Source organism: Pseudoalteromonas sp. ASV78, from assembly GCF_047806705.1.
GTDB lineage: Bacteria > Pseudomonadota > Gammaproteobacteria > Enterobacterales > Alteromonadaceae > Pseudoalteromonas > Pseudoalteromonas prydzensis_A.
Genome location: NZ_JBLOPA010000001.1, coordinates 2,814,614 through 2,835,604, shown reverse-complemented (window position 1 = coordinate 2,835,604; position 20,991 = coordinate 2,814,614). Strand labels below are relative to the sequence as shown.

Below are 20,991 nucleotides of genomic sequence, written 5' to 3'. Positions count from 1 at the left end.
AAGCTTACACTTTTATTGTTTATCAAGCCATTGTTGTAATTTCGGATTAAGCGTCTCAAAATCGAGCGGTTTGGTTAGATAATCACTCATGCCCGCAGTTAGGCATTTGTCTCTATCGCCTTGCATAGCATTCGCTGTTAAGGCAATGATAGCTACGTTTTTATAATGCTCTCCGGCATCCCCATTACGGATAGCGCGAGTTGCTTGGTAGCCGTCCATTTCTGGCATTTGACAGTCCATTAATAATAACTTGTATGGTTGTGCAGAATTACTTTTTAGTTGCTCAATTGCTGCAAGGCCATTTTCAGCAATATCGAAATTAATACCGGCTTGTTTAAGTAAAGCGGAGGCAACCACTTGATTGACCTTGTTGTCTTCTACTAGCAAAATTTTGTCTTGATTTGCAAAGTGCACGTTATTTATTGCAATGTTGCTATGTAATACAGGGTTATTTTGTTGTTGTTCAATAAACTTGTCATTTGCCAGCGAGTCAAATAAATCAGAAGGAGTTAGAGGCTTAAATATCATGCAATCAACTTTCACCGACAAGGAGGTATGCTCTTGCGAGAAACTCATCGGTGCCATCAGGATCAGCTTTACTTGGTGCTCATGTAGGTAGCTTTGGAGCGTGTTCATCACTGTGCTATCGACTTGTTGAGTAAAGCTATAATCAAGCAAAATAGCATCAATAGGTGCCTCACTTGTTGTTAAGTACTGGGTAATACTTGGATAGTGGCCGACAATATCAGCTTGTGCGCCCCATACATGCAGTTGTTTATGAGCAATTGCGCTATTTAAAGGGCAGCTATCAACAACTAAGATGCGTTTATTTTTGATTAAATGGCTCGGTAAATCTTGCTCTCTACTTAGTAGCGGCTGTACTTTAATTGAAAAAGTAAACGTACTACCTTGCCCGTAAACACTGGTAACGTTAATTTCGCCATTCATTAAATTACAGAGCTGCTTAACAATCGCCAGTCCTAAACCTGTGCCACCATATTGGCGAGTGGTTGAGGTATCTGCTTGCGTGAAAGAATCAAATAACGATGCTTGCTTATCGGCTTTTATACCAATCCCAGTATCAATTATTGAGCAATTTAAAAAAGTACCATCAGTGGTATTTTTTAAATCAGCAATGACAATAATTTCTCCATCGTGAGTGAATTTAACCGCATTACCGAGCAAGTTATTAATAATTTGCCGTAGCCTGTTTGGATCGCTAATAACTTCATTAACATCAATTTTAGTGGCATCTAAAACCAGTTTAGTATTTTGTTGCTCGACCTTGAGGGCAAATGATTCGACAATTTCCCCCAGTAATTTCGGCAAATTAAAGGCAATTTCTTCAATACCTAATTTACCCGCTTCAATTTTTGAAAAGTCCAAAATATCGTTAATAATGTTAAGCAGCGATTGCGCTGATGATTGCGCTAACTCAATGTGATGCGCTTGCTGGGGATCTAGTGGGGTTTGCTGCACAATATTCAGCATACCGAGTACCCCGTTCATCGGAGTGCGAATTTCGTGGCTCATACTAGCCAAAAACTCCCCCTTAGCGGCCACCGCTTTTTCAGCAGCTTCCTTGGCTTTGACTAACTGTTGCTCTGTTTCTATACGTTGTTCGCTAGAATATAAGCTGCCAATTAAAGCGGCTACAGCGATTAGAAAGCTTTCTTCGTTGCGAGACCATGCCCGTGGATGCAGACAATGCTCAGCACAGACAATACCAATGGCGCCGCTCCCTGCTGGAATAGAAGCACTTAGCATAGATTGTATTTCTAAAGGCGCTAAATAGTGCTTTGTGAGTGGCGTTGTCAGTTCGTTGCTAAGTGTATTAGGGGCGCAGATCACCGCTTGATGATTAATGGCGGTAAAAAAATGTGGTAGCTCACTTTGCTGCCATGCTTGCAATATCGTATTATCTGGGGCGTGTCTACCGTGATGGGCAAATAACTGTAATTGATCCTTTGCATCATTGAACAGCCAAATACTGGCGCGTTCGACATTTAAGGCATCGCAAACTGATTGCGTGATAATATCTTTTGCTTGTTTTAAATTACCAGTGAGCACCGCGCTATTAACCGTAAGAGAGGCAAGAGCTTCGTTGTGCCGTGCGGTTTTATTGCTTTCTAATTCAATACATTTGCGGGTGTTTATATCTTGCAGTGAGCCAAAAATCCTTACACAACGGCCATTACGGACCTCTGCTTCGCCATGTACTAATACCCACACGGATTGGTTCTGAGAATTAATTACTTCGAGTTCTACTTCGTAACTTTCACCGTATTTTATTGCTCGCTCAACGAGTTCTTTTATAGTATTACGGCTTTCTCCAGCTTTAAAATAAGCAAGGTTCTTTGGCCAGTTGGGTTGTTCATCTAAAGGATATTTGAAAATTTCTTTGGTCATATCTGACCAATATACTTGCTGTGTTTCGAGGTTAAATGACCACGCGCCAATTTTTGCTAAGCTACTCATAGTGATTAACATTTTTTCATTTTGTAGCTGGCGGTTGAGCATTTTTAAGAACACTAAAAATGCTAAAATTAGTAGTCCGCAAATTGTAAATATTGCTAACCGCAATGGCCATATTGCGGAGCTTGGTGGCGCCCAGCCTGTTTTTGGAGAAACAAAAATTTCCCATTCCCCACCTTGAAAAGTTAACTTAAATGCTAGTGGGTTGTGCTTTAAAATTTCAGAGCTGCCGCGGAAAAACTCCCCTTTTAGACCTAAGCCATTACGCCCTTGAATGGCGACATCGTAGTGCTCTTCTAATTCGTAGATACCTGCTTTAGTGTATATTTTGTCAATGTCGAGTACCACAGAGAGTAATCCCCAAAAATGTTTATCAGGGGGAAGATAAACAGGGACTCGGGCAATTAAGGCCTCGCCACCTTGAACTAAAGTGAGAGGACCTGCCATAACTATTTCATTGCTGTCACGGGCACGAATAGCATCGGCGTGTTGTGCTTTGTTTGCTAAAAAATTTAGACCAATCGCTTTTTCATTGCCAGCTAACGGATAAGTCATACTCAGCACCATATCAGGTGCGCCACCGATATTGCGTAATTCAGATGAGGTGTCGAATAATGGCGCGGCGATTTGTGCAAAACGTTGTTGATCTAAATTAGGCTCTGCGGCAACAGCGACGGCTAAACCACGGACAAGTTGAATATTCGACACTAAGGTTGATTCAAGTTGAGTACGGTAGCTACTCACCTCTGATAGAATTAATAGTCGGTGAGATTGTTTGGCACGGTTATAGCTGACCTGATCAAGTACTAAACTGATAAATAGAATAAAGGCGAGTGAAAACCAAAATGTCAGTTTGAATTTATATACCTGTTTATAATCATCTGTTTTTGGCAATGGCATTAAGATTAGTGCATTTTAGAATCGGCTGTTCAACTATAGTCAACTTATTGTGGAAATAAAAATAGTCCTGGTAAATCGTATTTTTTATTTTTATTTAAATTACGGCATGTTAGCTGCCAGATTAACTGTTAATCGTGATGATAGATGAGCTTATTTTGGGGCCAGTTGGAATTTATTCCCTTGAAACGAGTGAAGAACATTATTTTTCATAAAACTATGGTTATGATAGAACTAATTCACAGTGAAAGGACCGGTTCATGTTTAAAGTAATTAAGTGGTTGGTGTTGGCAATCGTTATTTTAGGGTTAGCTGCAACGGCAGTTATTTATGGTGTTCTGGCAATTAGCTTACCGGCGCTTGATGGTAATGGGCGTAGTAACCACGTCAGCCAAGCGGTAAAAATCTCTCGAGATCAACTGGGTCAAGCAGTTATTTCAGCTGAAAACCGTCTTGATGCCGCGTATGGTTTAGGTTTCGCACATAGCCAAGATCGGTTCTTTCAAATGGATTTATTGCGCCGTAATGCGGCGGGTGAATTGAGTGAATTGTTTGGTAAAGCGGCCGTAGGGTTAGATAAAAACATGCGCTTTCACCAGTTACGAAAACGCAGTGCAGCGATCGTTGAGCAATTGCCTCAAGCCGATCAAGCATTATTAACAAGTTATGCCGCTGGCGTTAACGAAGGCTTAGCGCAGGTAGGTTTTAGCAGTTTTGAATATTTACTAACAGGCGCAGAGCAAAAGCCTTGGCGCAGTGAAGATAGCTTGTTAGTGATTTACAGTATGTACTTAGATTTACAAACAGCGACCTTTGAGCGTGACCAAGCGTTAATTCAAATTGCCGATATTTATGGCTCAGAGATGGTCAGTTTTTTAACTCAACCCAGCCAATATCAAGCGGCTTTAGATGGCAGCACACTCGCACCTTATAATTTAGCTATTCCTGAATTTCCTAAGCAAACCTTACAAGCTTTATTAAATATTGATGCAAATCAAGAACGTGGTAGTAATAACTGGGCAGTGACAGGGCAGTTAACGACCACTGGGGCTGGGATGCTGTCGGATGATATGCACTTGTCGATGGCGGTACCGGTTATTTGGTATCGTGCGCAACTTAATTATGCAATGGCAGGAAAAGCGAGCCAAGTGACAGGGGTTTCCTTACCTGGCGCACCCGCCATTGTGGTGGGGACTAATAACAATATTGCCTGGGGATTTACTAATGGCTATTTGGATACGGCTGATTGGATAGCATTAACTGATAACAGTAAAACATGGCAAGAAGTTGAGCAAATAGCACTACCCGATGGGTCAATTGAAGAATATAAGCTGACATTGAGTGAGTATGGTCCAGTGCGAGAAATAAATGGCCAGCCTTATGCGCTTAGCTGGGTTGGCCATCAACCTTATGCAGTCGATATGGATTTATTGAAATTAGAACAAGCAACCACTGTCGATGACGCGCTGCGGATTGCCAGTGAAGTGGGTATTCCAGTACAAAATTTAATGGTGGTAGATAGCCAAGGCAATGCGGGTTGGAAAAATATGGGAGCCATTCCAGGGCGTATTAAGCCCAGTGAACTAGCTGTTCAGGAAAATGATTACTCAACACTTTGGCAGCATAATGAACAGCAAAGGCCGGAAGTTAAAAATCCTGTTGATGGCCGTTTATGGACTGGGAACTCTCGGGTGGTGTCGGCTGAAGATGATCAGCGTTTTGGTAATGGTGGCTATGCCTTAGGGGCACGCTCGAGTCAAATTCGTGATCGATTGTATGAAAAGCAACACTTTAATGAAGCTGATTTTAACCAGTTACAGCATGATAATCAGGCGCGTTTTTTACAACCGTGGCATAGTCTATTGCTGCAACAGCTTAATAAAAATAGTACGGCTAATCAGCAATACATAACAGAGTTAGAGAACTGGCAAGGGTGTGCCTGTGCAACGTCAATAGGCTATACACTGGTTAGGCGTTATCGTGATGAAGTTATTAATAGTGTATTTACGGCTATGCAAGCAAAGTTGCAGGCTCAGGGCGGTTCATTAAAGTATGTTAAACGTGATTTAGAGCCGGCAATATGGCAGCTTATTGAACAGCAACCAAGCAGCTGGTTAAATCCACAATTTGCTGATTGGGATGCACAATTAACTGATTCATTTCGTCAAGTTGTCAGTAACTTAAGTAAAGAATTTGGCAGTAACTTAAAAGCTTGGCAGTGGGGTACAGTGAATGAATTAGTTATTGAGCATCCATTCGCCCAGCAAATACCACAACTAAGTAAATTATTAAATATGCCGACCGCCGCAGGGTTTGGTGATAGTTATATGCCAGCAGTGCAGGGGCGAAGTTTTGGGGCGTCGCAGCGTTTTATTGCTCAGCCTGGGCATTTAGAAAACGCCATAATGGCCATTCCCGGTGGTCAATCAGGGCATCCATTATCGTCTTTTTATCGCGCAGGATTTGATGACTACGTAGCTGCAAAACCAACGCCGCTATTACCGCAAACACTAATTCATGAGATCACAATCTTACCTGTAAGTGAGCTTTAAATGTGCAAAGAGGTGTAAAATTAAAAATTATACCTACTTATACTTACTTCAATACAGTTGTTGGTGCTATCTTAAAAATAAACCAGCGCTAAGTATGCTGCACTAAGCAAACGTTCAGAGCTGAACAGGTATGATGTCGTATTGAATATCAAATGTAATGTCCTACGCCTAAAGGAGTTGTGTATGTCGGCAGAAAAAACCCATCTTGAGATTTGTAATTTAACGAAAGAGCAGTATCCACAAGTAAAAACCTTGATGGATCAAGCTTATCCAGATTTAGGTGGTGCATGGCCAAGCCATACTATATTTAGGTTGATTGACCAGTTCCCGGAAGGACAGTTGGGCATGGTGGATGATGGCGTGCTGGTAGGGATTGCACTGAGCGTGCAAGTGGATTACACGCGTTTTTCTAATCCGCATACCTATGAAGATATTGTTGACGGCCATGATCGGGTATTTAGTGACCCTGATGGTGATGCGCTGTATGGGTTGGATGTGGTTATTTCGCCTACTCATCGTGGTATGCGTTTAGGGCGCAGGCTTTATGATGCGCGTAAAGAATTGTGTCGTCAGTATAATCTGCGGGCTATTTTGGCTGGTGGACGTATTCCGCGTTATTACAACCACAGCAGTGACATGAGTCCAACAGAATATATTGCCAAGGTCGATCATAAAGAGCTGTATGATCCAATTTTAAGTTTTCAATTATCGAATGATTTTCAGGTTAAACGGTTACTTAAAAAGTATTTACCGGAAGATCAAAATTCGGTGGGTTATGCCACGCTACTTGAGTGGAATAACATTATGTTTGAACCGACCGACACGGTACTTGAATCAACAAAGTCGATAGTACGAGTTGGCGCAGTACAGTGGCAAATGCGCAGTGTTGAGTCGGTTGAAGAAATGCTCACCCAGGTTGAATATTTTGTAGACACAGTGTCTGATTACAAAAGTGATTTTATTCTCTTCCCTGAGTTTTTTAATGCACCACTTATGGGACTTAGTGAGCAAAGAAATCAAACCGAGGCTATTCGTTATTTAGCTGAATATACAGAGACTTTCCGTGATGCGATGTCGCGCATGGCGATTGAATATAACGCTAATATTATTACCGGCTCAATGCCGCTGGCTGAAGGCGATAAAATTTATAACGTCAGTTATCTGTGTCATCGCAGCGGTAAAATTGACGAACAACGTAAAATTCATATCACCCCTCATGAGCAAAATGATTGGGTGATCCAAGGCGGCGATAAAATTGCGGTATTTGATACCGATGCGGGTCGCGTGGGTATTCAAATTTGCTACGATGTTGAATTTCCTGAATTGTCACGAATTTTAGCAAAACAAGGTTTAGATATTTTGTTTGTGCCATTTTGGACCGACACTAAAAATAGTTATTTACGAGTACGTCACTGTGCACAAGCACGGGCGATTGAAAACGAATGCTACGTGGTTATTGCCGGCTCTGTGGGTAATTTACCGGAAGTAGAAAGTCTTGATGTGCAGTATTCACAATCAGCGGTATTAACACCGTCTGATTTTTCATTCCCTCATGATGCGACGCTTAATGAAGCAACCCCCAATACTGAAATGCTGTTATTTAGTGATTTAGATATGGATAAATTAAAAGTTTTGCACAGTGAAGGCACAGTGCGTAACTTAAAAGATCGTCGTGAGGATCTGTACGATGTAATATTGAAAAAGAGAGAAAATTAATGGCGTGGATTTATTTAATTATTGCCGGCTTATTGGAGATTGGTTGGCCGGTGGGATTAAAAATGTCGCAAGAGGGTGAAAATCGCTGGTTAGGTATTGGCATTGCTGTGGCGTTTATGGTCGCCAGTGGTTTTATGTTATGGCTGGCACAGCGTGATATCTCTATGGGCACGTCTTACGCGGTATGGACCGGTATAGGTGCAGCTGGAACATTTATTGTCGGTATTTTATTTTATAACGATGCGGCGACATTTGGTCGTATTGCCGGTGTGTTGATGATCATCAGCGGCGTGATCACCTTAAAAATTAGTCATTAATTCAGTGGATTAAAAAATGAAAGGCGGCCACGTTGCAGTGAGCCGCCGTTGTTGCTTATATCGAAGGCAACATCACTAACACCGCCGCAATGGCAATTAATAGCAGCCCTGCGCTGTCTTGGCGTTTTAATGGTTGCTTGAGCCACAACACTGAGATCAAAATAGTAAAAAACACTTCCACTTGTCCTAAGGTTTTAACATAGGCGACATGCTGTAAACTCATCGCACTAAACCAGCCAATCGAACCGACACAACTAAAGAAACTCACTGCACTGGTGGTTTTTTTATGTGCCCACATCGCGCGAAACGTAGGGCGCTCTTTTACTGCAATATAGCCACAAAGCATAATGGTTTGTAGGCTAATAATAAGCAGTAAAACCCATGCTGCTGAATAAGGAAACGACAGGCCTGAGTTTAGGCTTGCTTCACGTATCCATGACGAAGAAAGGGCGAATGCGGTGCCACAGGCTAAACCTAACAAGGCGGTTTTGAGGCTAAAGTGCTTAATATTCGTAATGCCACTTAATAGTAATACTGCAATTGATCCAAGAAATACGCCAAGCCAGCCGAGTAAAGATAGCGTCGCGCCAAAAAACAACACTCCCAAAATGGCGGCAACCAGCGCTTCACTTTTCGCAAGTCCCGCACCGACTGCAAAATTATTCATTTTAAATAATTTCACCATCAGCCCAGTGGCAATAATTTGCACTATGCTTGCGCCGACAATATAACCAATAAAAATAAGGTTGAAAGAGGGTAAGGGGGCATCTTGGTAGCTATATAATGCAATTAGATAAGCTAATGCAAGCGGGCTTGCCAGTATAAAGCGCGCTAAAGTGACGCCTGCAACACTGACATGTGCACTTAGCTTACTTTGTAAAGCGTTGCGCCATGACTGCATAAAAGCAGCTAAAATAGTTAAAAAGATCCAGATCATAATGAAAAAATAGCAAGTGAGAGAGGCGGATACGTTACCAGTGCAAGGGTGCTAAAGCGAACTAAGAATAGCAAAAATGAAAATATCTCAACTGCGACAATATGTCACAGCTGCAAAATGCTCACACTGAGCTATAGTTAAAGTGATGTTATTGTTAGCCGCTATTGTTTAGTAAGCAACGGCGGCTTTTTTATTACTCGGTTTTTTACACTATGCGCTTAGCTATGTTAAGTTGATGAGCACAACGATAAGGAGTAATAATGACTATTTTATTAATTTGTGCGCTGCTTGCTGTGTTGATGCCTTATTTTGCCAAAGCACCCGTGGCAGTTGCGATGAACAAGCTAAATGGCTATGACAATAAGCATCCTCGTGACCAACAATCTAAACTAACGGGCTTTGGTGCAAGAGCTTTGGCTGCACATCAAAATTGCTTTGAATCACTGGCAGTATTTGCAGTGGCTTTAGCCGTAGTTCTAGGTACTAATAACGTTCATCAAGTCACGGAATTACTGGCTATTGCTCATATTATTTCGCGTACTTTATATTGTGTTTTTTATTATCTAAATTTAGATGTACTGCGCTCATTAGTATGGTTTGTTGGGCTAGCAACCGCAGTTGCCATGATTATTGTGTGTATTTAAAAACAACTAAAACGCCAAAGCAAGCGGCTTAAATAAGGCGCTTGCTTTGGAGTCTTTGGTTGTTAAAATTTACTTAGCCGCAACAGTCACCTTTTCAATAAGATCTGCTGATTTGTAATCTTTATCTATTGCAAAGTCTAGCTGTACCAATACATCTTTAAAGCCCGAATCAGAAGGCTTATATTGCCATTGCATTAACGCTTTTTTTGCCTCTCTATCGAATACCCCTTCAGGCTTGGCATTCACAACCGACACATTTTGTGTCTTTCCGGCTGGGCTAATATCGTATTTTAATACTACTGAACCGCTGATACCTTGTTCAGCTGCCTGTATCGGGTATAAAGGCTCAATTCGCATAATCGGTGCAATCGACTGCTGTGCGGCTTTTGCTGCTGGCTGTTTAGCAATAGCAACGCTGCTTAACATCCCTGCGGCAAAAATTAGCAGGGCGCCCTTGGCAACCATTGAGCTATTGCCATTGTGTTTGATTTGATTGAGTCGTTGTAACATAGTGTTTTTATCTCCATAGTGTGAATAAGCCATCAAGCCTGCACGACTATTCGCTGCGCAATTAATGAGGGCCTTGCTGTATAAAATTCGTTGTTGGATGCTCTTATTGATTAGGACTTTTTCATCACATGACAGCTCTTGTAGGCGCCTGAAACTCAGGTAACCTATCCATGCTAGCGGGTTAAACCAAAACACCAAAGTGGTCATCAATAACAGCATATTGAGCAAATTATCGGCACGCTTTATATGTACTTGTTCATGCTCAATGATCAGCTTTAACGAGACGCTATCGGTTTTTTGCAAATAGCCAGTTGGCAACACTAACTGAGTACGTAATAAACCAATCACCATAGGCGTGCTGACGGCATCGCTTTGTAGTAACTGAATACCTGGATTATCCTTTGCAAACTGTTCATCATTAAGAGCAGTCAAACGCAGTTGTTTGATAAAGCGTTGGTGTGTCAGCGTGGCAATCACAGCCAATAAGCTGAATACCACGCTATACAGTAGCGCCCAATTAATGCTGAAATCAGCTACCAAGGCTTGATTTGGAGTGATCAACATAGTGCTTATAGCTGCACTTTGTAATGGTTTTAAATGGGCTGGTAAATTAGCAAGCAACAGGGCGATGGGTATTAGCAACCATAGCTTATAGACAAAGTTTGCACTGAGCCATTTTAACAAATAGCGCTCTAAAATGAGCAGGCTAACGATCAGTATGCTGAGCAATAGTTGTTGCTCAATCAGCCAGTTTAAGGTTATTTCTAGCATCTTAAATCCTTACTTTTGCTGTTTTTCCCAGTCATCAATGACTTTTTTTAGCTCGTTGATGTCTTGTTGAGAAAGTTGCTCAGATTTCGCAAAACCACTAACTAAAGGTGCAATGCGGCCACTAAAAAATCGCTCAATAAAGTTTTGGCTTTCTTTTAGCGTGTATTCAGCGCGTTCCATGCAAGGAGTGTAAATATACTGACGGCCATCTTTTTCAAAGCTCAAAGCGCCTTTTTTAACTAACCGACCGAGCAAGGTCTTAATGGTTTTTTCGTGCCACTGCTTTTCATCGCTTAAGCGTTCAATAATTTGGCTCGCTGTTGCTGGGTAGCTCAACCAAAGTGCATCGAGGACTTCAAATTCTGCTTTCGATAATTCAATCATTAATATGTTGCCTACAAATGTAATCTATAAATCAAGATTACACCTGTAATCATTATTTGCAACTGTTTTGTGTAAAAAATAATTAATTTTTTAAAATATCGAATTTATTGATTTTAAGGTAGCTGTTTTCAGGGAGGTTGAGCGTAGCCAGATTAAGATCGCTAATTTGCTCACGATATAGATCAATCACTTTATAGCCACAGTAATGAGCCATTTTCCGGATTTGGCGATTAAGGCCTTGCTTTAAAATAATACTGAACTGGCATTGAGCTATTTTTTCCACCGTACAGGGTAAGGTGATTTGTTTATTTACAGGAACGCCCTGAGCCATTTTTTGGCAAAAGTCGTCATCCAAAGGTTTGTCAACGGTGACTAAATAGCGTTTTGGTTGGTGGAAGTCAGGGTGGATCAGCTGATTACAAAATTCACCATCATTAGTCAGTATTAACAGACCACGAGAATCTTTATCTAGCCTGCCAATCGGGTATACGCGGGTATTTGTTGGTAGATGGTGAATTAAGCTGCTTGGATCATGTTGATTAAGCTTGCAATCAATGCCCACGGGTTTGTGGTAAGCGTAATAAACCCGTGCGGCTTTACCTTGGATACGCGTGTTATGGACACGTATATCGTCGTTCTCATCAACGTGATCAATATGATTGGCTGGGCGGTTATTTACGCTCACCATACCTTCATCAATCAGCCGCGAGGCTTGTTTACGAGAACAAACGCCAGCATGGGCAAGGTATTTAGCTAGACGAGTTTTCTCGCTCATAAATTAAGTCGCTTCGGTTTAAATTGATCAAAGTATATCAAAGCAACGTACAGATCACTTAATCCACTGTAAAAAGGGTTTTACCATGGCGATTAAATTATCAGAACTTAAAAACCATCAGCCTTTGCAAAAAGTCATTGTTCACTCATTGGAAATGGCTTTATACAATGTGTCGGTGATGATCAACAATGTCGAGTATTATATAACGGATGAACAAGGTGAGTTTATCCGTGGCTTAAGTCCATTACATATTCAAAAACGACTCGACCACCTTAGTTATGCGCAAATGGTATTGCGTCACACCAGTGCATACGATGAAATGTGTGGCCAGAGTGAAAAAGTGGCCAGTAATATGCTTGAGGTGCCTTATGGTAAAAATCATTTGTATTAACTTGTTAGTCATTTAAACTGACCTTTTAACTTGGTAAGCAGCGACCATGTATCAGTTTGAAAATGATGATTCACAGATATTAGAACAGTTACTGCGTGGGCACATAGTTGCTTATAATCAAGCTCACTTTGATGCCCAAAGACTGCCATTAGGGTGTAAATTTGTTGATGAAAATCAGCAAGTGGTGGCGGCTGTAGCTGCTCAATTATTTGGTAACTGGTTACAAATAAATTGGCTTTGGTGTGACGAAAAAGCACGCGGTCAAGGCTTAGCCAGTAAGTTACTTAGCGCGATCGAACTAAAGGGTAAGCAGTTAGGTGCGCTGCAAGTTCAGCTTGATACTTTAGATTTTCAAGCTAAACCATTTTATGAACACCGTGGTTATGAAGTTAAATATCAACTCGATAATTATCCTCGCTCTGGCACCCGCTACTTTATGGAAAAATCACTTAGTTAGCTGTTAATGGCTCGCCATCAAAAGTAATGCCCAAGAAGGGGGTTATTTCTGGTGCCAGCATAAACGTACGAATGTTCATGTGATCGTGTTCATTAGGATGACCAAGTACATCATCACGATAAAACGCGCCAAAGCAATCTAGGGTATTTTGTTTACTTAGCTGGTTAAGTTTAGCAAAAGCAAAAATTTTACATGAGCCATTATTTTCACCAGCGGCACTTTTTAAGCCGTGGTTATTGAATGCGCAGGCTGTAAAAGTATAGTTTGCTTCAATCACTGCCATCGTATCGGCAAATGCAATGGTGTGTGGCTCATTAGCCAGACGGCTTAAAAAATCGTTGAGTGTCATCGTCATCCTTATTTAGCTAACTCTAGCTGATTAGTTTGTTGATTAATATTAAATTTAAACAACTGTAAAAAATTCATGCCGAGTAATCCATAACCACTATGGTTATCAATTACTAACACTTCAAAGTTTTCAATGTATTGCTGGCCAATTAAAATTGAATCAAGTTGGTAGCGTTTTGCGATTACTTGGCCGTTGGCGGTATTGATGTTTAAGCTATCAATATAGTCGGGTATTGGCCGTAATGCTTGAAATACGTTATTTGGTAATACGGTAAAGCTTGCCCCAGTATCTATCATTAGTTGGGTGTTGAGCGCATCGTTGATTTGCATATCTAATAAATAGTGGACGCCGTATGGACGTAATGGCACTAGATCAATGCCGCTTTGCGCTTGTGCTATGCGTGTTTGTAATTCAGCAACCTGTGCTTGTAATGGATGTTCCACAGGAAAGCGCTCTAATGTTGCTTGCGCGCTTAGCAGATCATCGAGATGGTAATACGCATTAGCGAGTGCGAATAAGTAATTAGGATTTTCGTTATCATAGTCAAGCCACACTAAGGTTTGATTGATGGTTTTTTGCCACGCGTGCTGCTCTGTAAGCGTTTTTATTTGTGCGATAGTCAATTGTATTAAACGCATATTAATGGCTGCTTGCTGGCTTTCATTGGCAAGTGATTGCAATGAGAGTAACGCAACAATAGCTTGGTGCCGCTGCTGGTTTTTCACTAAACGTTCGCCGTCGAGCTGCAACATATTTATATCGTATGGGTAGCTGTTTAAAAATAATTGCAAAAAAGTCTCTGCAACGGTGAGCTCATTATTTTTTAACCAGCTATCGAGTTTATCCAACCATAAAAAGTAAAGTTGTTCAGCTTGTAATGGTTGGCTTGTAGTTAATGCTTGGTAGCTGGCTAAGGCAGCCGTAAACTGTCGCTGATTAAATTGCTGTAGAGCTTGCTGATAGAGTGATTGCTGATTGTTTGCAACGACAACTGATGGCGGCAATTTAACCGCTGTTTGCGGGGCTGTTGCTTGCTGCTGTGGCCACAATAAATAGCCATTAAGTGCCACTGATAGCAGTAGCAGCAGCGTGATCAGTTTAGTAACAGCAGTCCCTTTCATTGCTCGCTCCTAGAATATTATGGCTGGCTTAAAAAGTGTTTAAGCGCTTGAATATCAGTTATTTCAATATCGGCTAAGCCTTTGTAGGCATATTTAGCTGGTTGGTCATTTAACCAAAGTGACTGACAACCCGCATTATGCGCACCTTGTACATCGGTGTCTAAACTATCGCCGATGTGCAAAATATGCCGAGTTGGTACGCCAAGCGCGGCGGCGGCCTGTTCAAACATCGTGCTATGAGGTTTCGCTTTACCGTGAATGCCTGCTTGTAAAACCAGTTCAAATACACCATTTAAGTTAAAACGTTCAATTTCTACATTACCATTGGTAATAGCAATTAAGCGATAGCGTTTACTCAGTTGTGAAAGTAAATCGAGCACTTTATCATCCACCACAATTTGGCTGCGGGCATCAGCAAAGGCTTGATACGCATTATTAGCATGGCGTTCGAGCTCTGCGTTTTTATAACCGAGCTTTGCCAGTGCTGTACGCAGAGTGCTTTTGCGCCATTGCGTAACATTGTCGACTAACTCGGGGTTATCCAGTAGCGCCTGCTCACGGCATTGTTGCCAAAAGTCTTTGCCTTGTGCTTGCCAGTTTGGCAGTGCATTGAGGTAATTTATCTGTGCTTGAACGGCTGCTGTAATAATCGGATGGTTATTGTATAAGGTGTCGTCTAAGTCAAAACTCAGTACGGTAAAAGGTGAAATGGCACGATTAAAGCGGATCATATCAGCTCCTTGCTAGTCGGGATTTGAGCGTTTTTTAGCGCGAGGGTGAGTGTTGTCGTACACTTTTGCTAAATGTTGAAAGTCTAAATGAGTATACACTTGGGTGGCCGATAAGCTGCTATGGCCTAATAGCTCTTGTACTGCTCGCAAGTCGCCCGATGATTCTAGAATATGCGAGGCGAATGAATGGCGCAATTTATGCGGATGAACTTGGCTGCTAATACCTTGTTTTATGCCCCACTCTTGCATGCGCAGACGTACATGACGCGCTGAAATTCGGCATTTTTTGCTACTGACAAATACTGCAATTTCTTCTGGATGAGCAAATTGCGGGCGTAGTTTTAGCCATTTATTTAATGATTCGAGTGCTTTGCCACCAACAGGTAATAACCGTTCTTTATTTCCTTTACCTCTAACTAAAATCTCAGCTGAACTGCGGTTAATATCTTGCAAGTTAGCGCCCACTAGCTCGCTTATCCTTAAACCAGAAGAATACATTAATTCCATCATCGCCTGATCGCGCACCGCCAGCGGATCGTCATCGTGAATATCCAGTAACCGCGCCATTTGATCGACATCGAGATTTTTAGGTAATGGCTTGGCAAATTTAGGGCCTTTGATTGCTTCTGCCGGATTATGGTAATGACCTTGTTGGCTGACATTTTTAGTTTTTAAAAATTTATATAAGCTGCGAATACAGCTGAGTTTTAAACTAATCGTACGGCCGCTTAATTGTTTGCTGCGAAGTTGCATACTGTAACGACGTATATGCTCCCCCTGTACGCTTGACCAATCATTACACAGTTTACTGAAATACAAGGCGGCAAAGTTTAGTTGGCTAGTGTATTGGCTAATAGTGTGCGGTGAGTATTGTCTTTCGAAGCGTAAATAGTCACTAAATAATAAGATTGGCGTGCGCCACTTATCGCTTAGCTGGTTACATAATTGCTCAACATCTGGCGGCTGCTGCTCGCTCATGCTTGCTCTAGTTCCAATTCCAACAGTCTAAGTTGCAGTGAACGAACAAACTCCAGCACAAATAAACTGCCTTTTGCCGGTTCGAAGTGATTTGCATCTGCACTACCAAATGCCAAAATAGCGATAGGGTGCTGACTGTTACCAATTAAATACAGCGCAGTTGATTGTGTCGCAGGACTGAACAGTAAATCGCGCTCTTGCTGATTTACGCGACCCAAATAAACGCCATTATGCTGTAAGCGGTGCTCAATGAGTTGCGCAAACTTTTCATCATACTTAAGCAAGTGGCATTCATTAATCGCCGGATTGGTACAAATAATGTTGCGTAAGTTGATTGCTAAGGTTTTAAAATCGTAGTTGGTCCACAGTTGGCGATGACACTCGCTGAACAAGCTATAAATGAGCTCATTTTCTTTTGCGTGCTTAATTAAGCTGTCAATTTTGCTTTTCAGCATGGTGTTGTGTTCACGCAATTGCCGTTGCTGAATGTGCACTAATGAGGTCGCGCCTTGCGCTTGCTGCAGTTCAAGTTGGGCTAATAGTGTTGGGTTTTGAGCTAAAAATAAGGGGTTTTGTTGTAAAAACTCACTAACTTGCTCACTAGTTACTTTGTCGTTTGAGTTACTCATAAAGCAACTTGCCCATCAAATACATGCTCGGCAGGGCCGGTCATACGTACTGGATGGCCTTCACCTTGCCAGCGAATTTGTAAACTACCGCCCGGTAAATCGACCTGTACTGTGGTGGATAATTTACTTTGAATTTGGCCAATTACCATCGCGGCACAGGCGCCGGTACCGCAGGCGAGCGTTTCGTTAACGCCACGTTCCCAAACTCGCAGTTTAATATGTTCAGAATTGATTACTTGCATAAAACCCACGTTAACGCGCTGCGGAAAACGTTCGTGGTTTTCAAGTAGCGGGCCTAAAGTGCTGACGTCAGCGGTGTCTATATCATCAACTTCAAGTACACAATGTGGGTTACCCATTGATACAGCACCACTAAATACGGTGTGTTCTTCTGCTCGAATAATATAAGTCAGTTCACGCTTAGTCGCTTTGAGTGGGATTTTACTCGGTTCGAAATTAGGGTGGCCCATGTTCACGGTGACTTGGCCATCTTTTTCGATGTATAAGGTTAAATTACCTGATTTAGTCGATACGGTGACTTTATGTTTATTAGTAAGGCCTTTCATCCGTACAAAACGAGCAAAACAGCGAGCGCCATTGCCGCATTGTTCTACTTCGTTACCGTCAGCATTAAAAATACGATAATGGAAATCAAGATCGGGAGAATAAGGCGCTTCAACCATTAATAGTTGGTCAAAGCCGATGCCGAAATGGCGATCTGCCAGTTTTTTTATTTGGTCTCGTGACAAGAAAACGTTTTGTGTAATGTTATCAATTACAACAAAATCGTTGCCTAAGCCGTGCATTTTAGAAAAATTAACTAACATAGCGCTCTAATTCGGGTTGCTCTGCGCTAATCATGCCACAGAGCAGCCTGGTTACAAAAAGTTTATGGTAAAATTTTCTCACCTTGCCATAGACTTTCTAGAGTTTCGCGGGCGCGGATCAAATGACTCTGCTCGCCATCGACCATGATCTCTGCCACACGTGGCCGTGAGTTATAATTTGAGCTCATAGTAAAGCCGTAGGCACCAGCGCTGCGCTGGGCAAGTAAATCACCTTGTTGTAAGGCTAACAGGCGATCTTTACCTAAAAAGTCACCGGTTTCACACACCGGACCAACAATATCAAAGTTGTATGTGGGTGTGTCGTCATTACGCGGCGTTACCGGCACAATGTTTTGCCATGCTTGATATAAAGCAGGGCGCAACATATCGTTCATACCGGCATCAACGATTGCAAAAAACTTATCTTGGTTTTGTTTTATAAACTCAACTTTTGTAACCAAAATACCCGCATTGGCAGCAATCGCACGGCCCGGTTCAAAAATAAGCTCTAAGTGTTGATAATCAGTTAAACGATCGGTGATATGTGCCACATATTCACTTGGATGCGGTGGCGCTTCGCCGTTGTATGGTACCCCTAAACCGCCACCAATATCTAAGTGGCTAAGTTCAATACCGTTGGCTTTTAAATCGTCAATCAGTGCCAGTACTTTATCTAGCGCTTCGAGAAATGGTTTGATCTCAGTAAGCTGCGAGCCAATATGACAATCAACCCCAGTGATTTTTAAACCAGGTAATGACGCAGCATATTGATAAACGCTGACAGCGGTAAGGATATCGATCCCAAACTTATTCTCTTTTAAACCCGTTGAAATATATGGGTGAGTTTTTGCATCGATATCAGGATTCACCCGAATCGAAATAGGCGCTATTAAGTTAAGCTCGCTGGCAACTTCAGAGATGCGATCTAGTTCAGACACCGACTCAACATTAAAGCATTTAATGCCGAGCTTGAGTGCATAGGCAATTTCGTCAGCTGTTTTCGCAACCCCTGAAAATACCACTTTTTTGGCATCGCCGCCGGCCGCAATGACGCGGGCAAGTTCACCTTTAGAAACAATATCAAACCCTGAACCTAAACGAGCTAGCACATTTAACACTGCGATGTTTGAATTAGCTTTTACCGCATAACAGACTAAGTTTTTATGGTTGGTCGCGGCCTGTGCAAAGGCAAGATAATGGCGTTCAAAGGTTTTGCGGGAATAGATATAACAAGGCGTACCGTATTGCGCTGCAAGCTCACTGACAGCAATATCTTCAGCGTACAGCTGGTTATTTTTATAGTCAAAAAAGTCCATTATTGGTCCTGTTTCGATTCAGTTGTTGATGATGGGATTTTGGTAGCGGGTGGCGCTACTTGTTCTGGTTGATTTGGTTCGACTTTATCTTCCGGTAAATACAGTGGCCCGCTTTGTCCGCAGCCAGCTAAAGTGATGAGTAGTACACCAAGTGGGGAAAGTCGTTTTAATTGTTTAAGATGCATCTCTTTCATTAGATTAATCGTGTTGCTGGCTTTATAATCGCAGATTAACAGAATATCTAAAAAATGCAGCTATTCGCGGATGAATTTATTCCTGTTACACTAGCTGCATGCAATTCGTACCGAATACTTGGCTAAATGCCCGTAAAAGGAAACAATTATGACTGATCATGAATACCATCAATTAGCCGAAGCACTTATGTTCACTATTGAAGAGCAAGTGGATGACTGTGAAGCCGACTTAGACTATGAATCTGGCGAAGGTATTTTGGAAATTATTTTTGCCGATCGCAGTAAAATTGTGATTAATAAGCAAGCGCCTTTGCATCAAGTGTGGGTTGCGACTAAGTTTAATGGTCATCACTTTGAATTACGTGGTGATCAGTGGATTGATAACCGCTCGGGCGCTGAGTTTTGGCAATTTATGAATGAAGCCACAACGCGCCAAGCTGGTCAAACAGTACAGTGGCAATCAACGCTATGAGTTTAGCGTTTGTAGAGTACCCGGCAAAGGGCGATCATAAAGCAACCATTATTTGGTTGCATGGCTTGGGTGATTCAGGCGATGGTTTTTTGCCTGTTGCATCGCAACTTGCGTTACCTGATGAGTTAGGTTTGCGGTTCGTGTTTCCGCATGCGCCAGTGCAACCGGTCACCATTAATGGTGGTATGGCAATGCGTTCTTGGTATGATATTAAATCAATGGATTTAGACAAGCGCGCCGATGAAACAGGGGTTCGTGAATCAGCGGCTAAAGTTGAGCAGTTAATTAACCAAGAACTGGCCAGTGGTATTCCGGCGGATAAGATTATTTTGGCGGGTTTCTCACAAGGTGGCGTTATTACGCTGCATTTAGCACCGCGTTTACAGCAAAAGCTTGCGGGTGTAATGGCACTGTCAACATACATGTGTGCGCCTGAGAAATTATCCACAGAAGCAAAACACACAGATTTAAATGTATTTATGGCTCATGGTAGTCAAGATCCTGTTGTTCCTTATGAGGCAGGTCGTCATGCGTTTGATGTATTAACAGCGCATAACATGGAGGTAAGCTGGCAAGATTACCCAATGGGCCATCAGGTCTGTGGGGAAGAGCTTTTGGCGATTCGCCATTGGTTGATTGCTCGCTTAAGTTAATAGTGTTGAGTAGCCGAGGCTAAAATGAAACAAAAAATAGTGATCACTGCAAATATGAGTCGTGCGGCAGCACCTATCGCCCCTGAAGTAACCTATCAATGGCACTGGAAGCGCATTGTGACAGTTATGCTATTAGTGGTATTTGCGTTAGTTATTTTTACTTATAGCCTATTAGGCTCGGTTAACGCAGAGCAAAATGAACAACAACCAACAGACAATCCAGCCCCGCTTGTTATTGCCGCGAGTGATGATGAAACGTCGTTAGTCGATCTAAATCATGATGAAGAGACTGAGCTTGAATCGGCGACTGCTGCACCGGTTATTGCAGCCGTTAGTGAAAATAACAAGGATGATGTAACAGAATTAGTTACTGAGCCAGAACCGCAAGTTGTTGCTGTGAGTGAGCCTGAACAAAGTGAAACTCCAGCAGTTATCAGCGCAGTTACAGCTGATAGCAATGATGAGTTGCTTGAACGTGATGGCGTTGCAGAATCAGTTGATAACTTTGCAGCTTCAGCGCAGGTTGCCAGTGTCGCGCTTGGCGCCCGAATTGATACCGACAAAGTAAGTCGCGCAGTGTTGACTCGTGAGGTCGTGGATCGAGAGCCTGTTAATGTGTTTAAAGCAGATGTGCGTTTCAATGAATTTACCGACACGATGGCATTTTTTAGTGAGCTTAAAAACCTGCAAGGGCAAAAAGTTAAGCATGTTTGGCGCTATGAAGATGAAGTGCTAGCCAGCATTGAGCTTGAGGTAACATCTCCTCGCTATCGTACTTTCTCCAATAAAACTATTTTACCTGAACAAATTGGCAATTGGCGCGTTGATGTTGTTGATGAGCAGGGCCGTTTATTGGCACAAAAAGAATTTCGCATTTTGGCTGAGTAAGTGTTTA

The 20,991-nt window shown here is 42.1% G+C and carries 22 protein-coding genes; 9 read left to right on the top strand and 13 right to left on the bottom strand.

The annotated features are described in order from the left end of the window. Window positions 1-12: 12 nt before the first annotated feature. Window positions 13-3,375, bottom strand: a complete 3,363-nt coding sequence (locus ACMVDV_RS12700; protein ID WP_416158347.1) for an ATP-binding protein — start codon at window positions 3,373-3,375, stop codon at window positions 13-15. Between the two features lie 257 nt (window positions 3,376-3,632). Here ACMVDV_RS12700 and ACMVDV_RS12695 point away from each other — a divergent pair, with 257 nt between their 5' ends. The 3 genes from ACMVDV_RS12695 (at window position 3,633) to ACMVDV_RS12685 (ending at window position 7,957) form a co-directional block, all read left to right on the top strand. Further along, entirely contained in the window at window positions 3,633-5,924 is a 2,292-nt protein-coding gene (locus ACMVDV_RS12695) for a penicillin acylase family protein (protein WP_416158346.1), read from the top strand. Window positions 5,925-6,107: 183 nt separating this feature from the next. Beyond that, window positions 6,108-7,640, top strand: a complete 1,533-nt coding sequence (locus tag ACMVDV_RS12690; RefSeq protein WP_304182878.1) for a bifunctional GNAT family N-acetyltransferase/carbon-nitrogen hydrolase family protein — start codon at window positions 6,108-6,110, stop codon at window positions 7,638-7,640. Beyond that, a complete protein-coding gene (locus tag ACMVDV_RS12685) occupies window positions 7,640-7,957 on the top strand; it encodes a DMT family transporter (protein ID WP_304182876.1) in 318 nt (105 codons plus the stop codon). The genes ACMVDV_RS12690 and ACMVDV_RS12685 overlap by 1 nt, the downstream gene beginning before the upstream one ends. Window positions 7,958-8,012: 55 nt before the next feature. Here the strand turns inward: ACMVDV_RS12685 and ACMVDV_RS12680 are convergent, their stop codons facing one another. After that, window positions 8,013-8,894 (bottom strand): DMT family transporter, encoded by an 882-nt coding sequence (locus tag ACMVDV_RS12680; protein WP_304182874.1) that lies wholly within the window; start codon window positions 8,892-8,894, stop codon window positions 8,013-8,015. Between the two features lie 260 nt (window positions 8,895-9,154). Here ACMVDV_RS12680 and ACMVDV_RS12675 point away from each other — a divergent pair, with 260 nt between their 5' ends. Continuing rightward, entirely contained in the window at window positions 9,155-9,538 is a 384-nt protein-coding gene (locus tag ACMVDV_RS12675) for an MAPEG family protein (RefSeq protein ID WP_304182870.1), read from the top strand. A 69-nt stretch (window positions 9,539-9,607) separates the two neighbouring features. On the opposite strand, the gene ACMVDV_RS12670 is transcribed toward ACMVDV_RS12675, so the two are convergent. The 3 genes from ACMVDV_RS12670 to ACMVDV_RS12660 all read right to left on the bottom strand — a co-directional run bounded on the left by ACMVDV_RS12670 (window position 9,608) and on the right by ACMVDV_RS12660 (window position 11,978). After that, window positions 9,608-10,819 carry a M56 family metallopeptidase gene (locus ACMVDV_RS12670; protein WP_416158345.1) on the bottom strand — a complete coding sequence of 404 codons (1,212 nt, stop codon included), beginning with the start codon at window positions 10,817-10,819 and terminating at the stop codon, window positions 9,608-9,610. 9 nt (window positions 10,820-10,828) lie between these two features. Continuing rightward, on the bottom strand, window positions 10,829-11,203 hold the full coding sequence (locus ACMVDV_RS12665) for a BlaI/MecI/CopY family transcriptional regulator (protein WP_064666829.1): 375 nt from the start codon (window positions 11,201-11,203) through the stop codon (window positions 10,829-10,831). 82 nt (window positions 11,204-11,285) lie between these two features. Beyond that, on the bottom strand, window positions 11,286-11,978 hold the full coding sequence (locus ACMVDV_RS12660; protein WP_416158344.1) for a pseudouridine synthase: 693 nt from the start codon (window positions 11,976-11,978) through the stop codon (window positions 11,286-11,288). Between the two features lie 85 nt (window positions 11,979-12,063). On the opposite strand from ACMVDV_RS12660, the gene ACMVDV_RS12655 reads away from it, so the two are divergent. Further along, window positions 12,064-12,369, top strand: a complete 306-nt coding sequence (locus tag ACMVDV_RS12655; protein ID WP_416158343.1) for a DUF6482 family protein — start codon at window positions 12,064-12,066, stop codon at window positions 12,367-12,369. Window positions 12,370-12,415: 46 nt separating this feature from the next. After that, entirely contained in the window at window positions 12,416-12,826 is a 411-nt protein-coding gene (locus ACMVDV_RS12650) for a GNAT family N-acetyltransferase (RefSeq protein ID WP_416158342.1), read from the top strand. Here the strand turns inward: ACMVDV_RS12650 and ACMVDV_RS12645 are convergent. The 8 genes from ACMVDV_RS12645 to lptM all read right to left on the bottom strand — a co-directional run bounded on the left by ACMVDV_RS12645 (window position 12,819) and on the right by lptM (window position 18,971). Continuing rightward, window positions 12,819-13,175 carry a HopJ type III effector protein gene (locus ACMVDV_RS12645; RefSeq protein WP_304182860.1) on the bottom strand — a complete coding sequence of 119 codons (357 nt, stop codon included), beginning with the start codon at window positions 13,173-13,175 and terminating at the stop codon, window positions 12,819-12,821. The two genes, ACMVDV_RS12650 and ACMVDV_RS12645, sit on opposite strands and share 8 nt — an antisense overlap. Window positions 13,176-13,183: 8 nt before the next feature. Further along, window positions 13,184-14,296, bottom strand: coding sequence for a retroviral-like aspartic protease family protein (locus tag ACMVDV_RS12640; protein WP_416158341.1), 1,113 nt, complete (start codon window positions 14,294-14,296; stop codon window positions 13,184-13,186). A 17-nt stretch (window positions 14,297-14,313) separates the two neighbouring features. Next, window positions 14,314-15,027 (bottom strand): HAD-IA family hydrolase, encoded by a 714-nt coding sequence (locus ACMVDV_RS12635; protein WP_304182857.1) that lies wholly within the window; start codon window positions 15,025-15,027, stop codon window positions 14,314-14,316. A gap of 12 nt (window positions 15,028-15,039) precedes the next feature. Further along, entirely contained in the window at window positions 15,040-16,005 is a 966-nt protein-coding gene (locus ACMVDV_RS12630; RefSeq protein ID WP_304182856.1) for a tyrosine recombinase XerC, read from the bottom strand. Continuing rightward, window positions 16,002-16,634, bottom strand: coding sequence for a DUF484 family protein (locus tag ACMVDV_RS12625; protein WP_416158340.1), 633 nt, complete (start codon window positions 16,632-16,634; stop codon window positions 16,002-16,004). The genes ACMVDV_RS12630 and ACMVDV_RS12625 overlap by 4 nt, the downstream gene beginning before the upstream one ends. Beyond that, on the bottom strand, window positions 16,631-17,461 hold the full coding sequence (dapF, locus tag ACMVDV_RS12620) for a diaminopimelate epimerase (RefSeq protein ID WP_304182853.1): 831 nt from the start codon (window positions 17,459-17,461) through the stop codon (window positions 16,631-16,633). The genes ACMVDV_RS12625 and dapF overlap by 4 nt, the downstream gene beginning before the upstream one ends. Window positions 17,462-17,523: 62 nt before the next feature. Further along, window positions 17,524-18,777, bottom strand: a complete 1,254-nt coding sequence (gene lysA / locus ACMVDV_RS12615; protein ID WP_416158339.1) for a diaminopimelate decarboxylase — start codon at window positions 18,775-18,777, stop codon at window positions 17,524-17,526. Next, window positions 18,777-18,971, bottom strand: a complete 195-nt coding sequence (lptM, locus tag ACMVDV_RS12610) for an LPS translocon maturation chaperone LptM (RefSeq protein WP_416158338.1) — start codon at window positions 18,969-18,971, stop codon at window positions 18,777-18,779. The genes lysA and lptM overlap by 1 nt, the downstream gene beginning before the upstream one ends. Before the next feature lie 148 nt (window positions 18,972-19,119). On the opposite strand from lptM, the gene cyaY reads away from it, so the two are divergent. From cyaY to ACMVDV_RS12595, 3 genes are read left to right on the top strand one after another with little or no spacing between them, the layout of a single operon-like run. Then, window positions 19,120-19,443, top strand: coding sequence for an iron donor protein CyaY (gene cyaY, locus ACMVDV_RS12605; RefSeq protein WP_416158337.1), 324 nt, complete (start codon window positions 19,120-19,122; stop codon window positions 19,441-19,443). Further along, the gene (locus tag ACMVDV_RS12600; RefSeq protein ID WP_416158336.1) at window positions 19,440-20,096 is read left to right on the top strand and encodes an alpha/beta hydrolase; all 657 of its coding nucleotides are present in this window, start codon (window positions 19,440-19,442) and stop codon (window positions 20,094-20,096) included. Before cyaY ends, ACMVDV_RS12600 begins: the two co-directional genes overlap by 4 nt. A 24-nt stretch (window positions 20,097-20,120) precedes the next feature. Further along, window positions 20,121-20,984: a DUF2914 domain-containing protein gene (locus tag ACMVDV_RS12595; protein WP_416158335.1), complete on the top strand. Its 864-nt coding sequence runs from the start codon at window positions 20,121-20,123 to the stop codon at window positions 20,982-20,984. The last annotated feature ends 7 nt before the right edge of the window (window positions 20,985-20,991 follow it).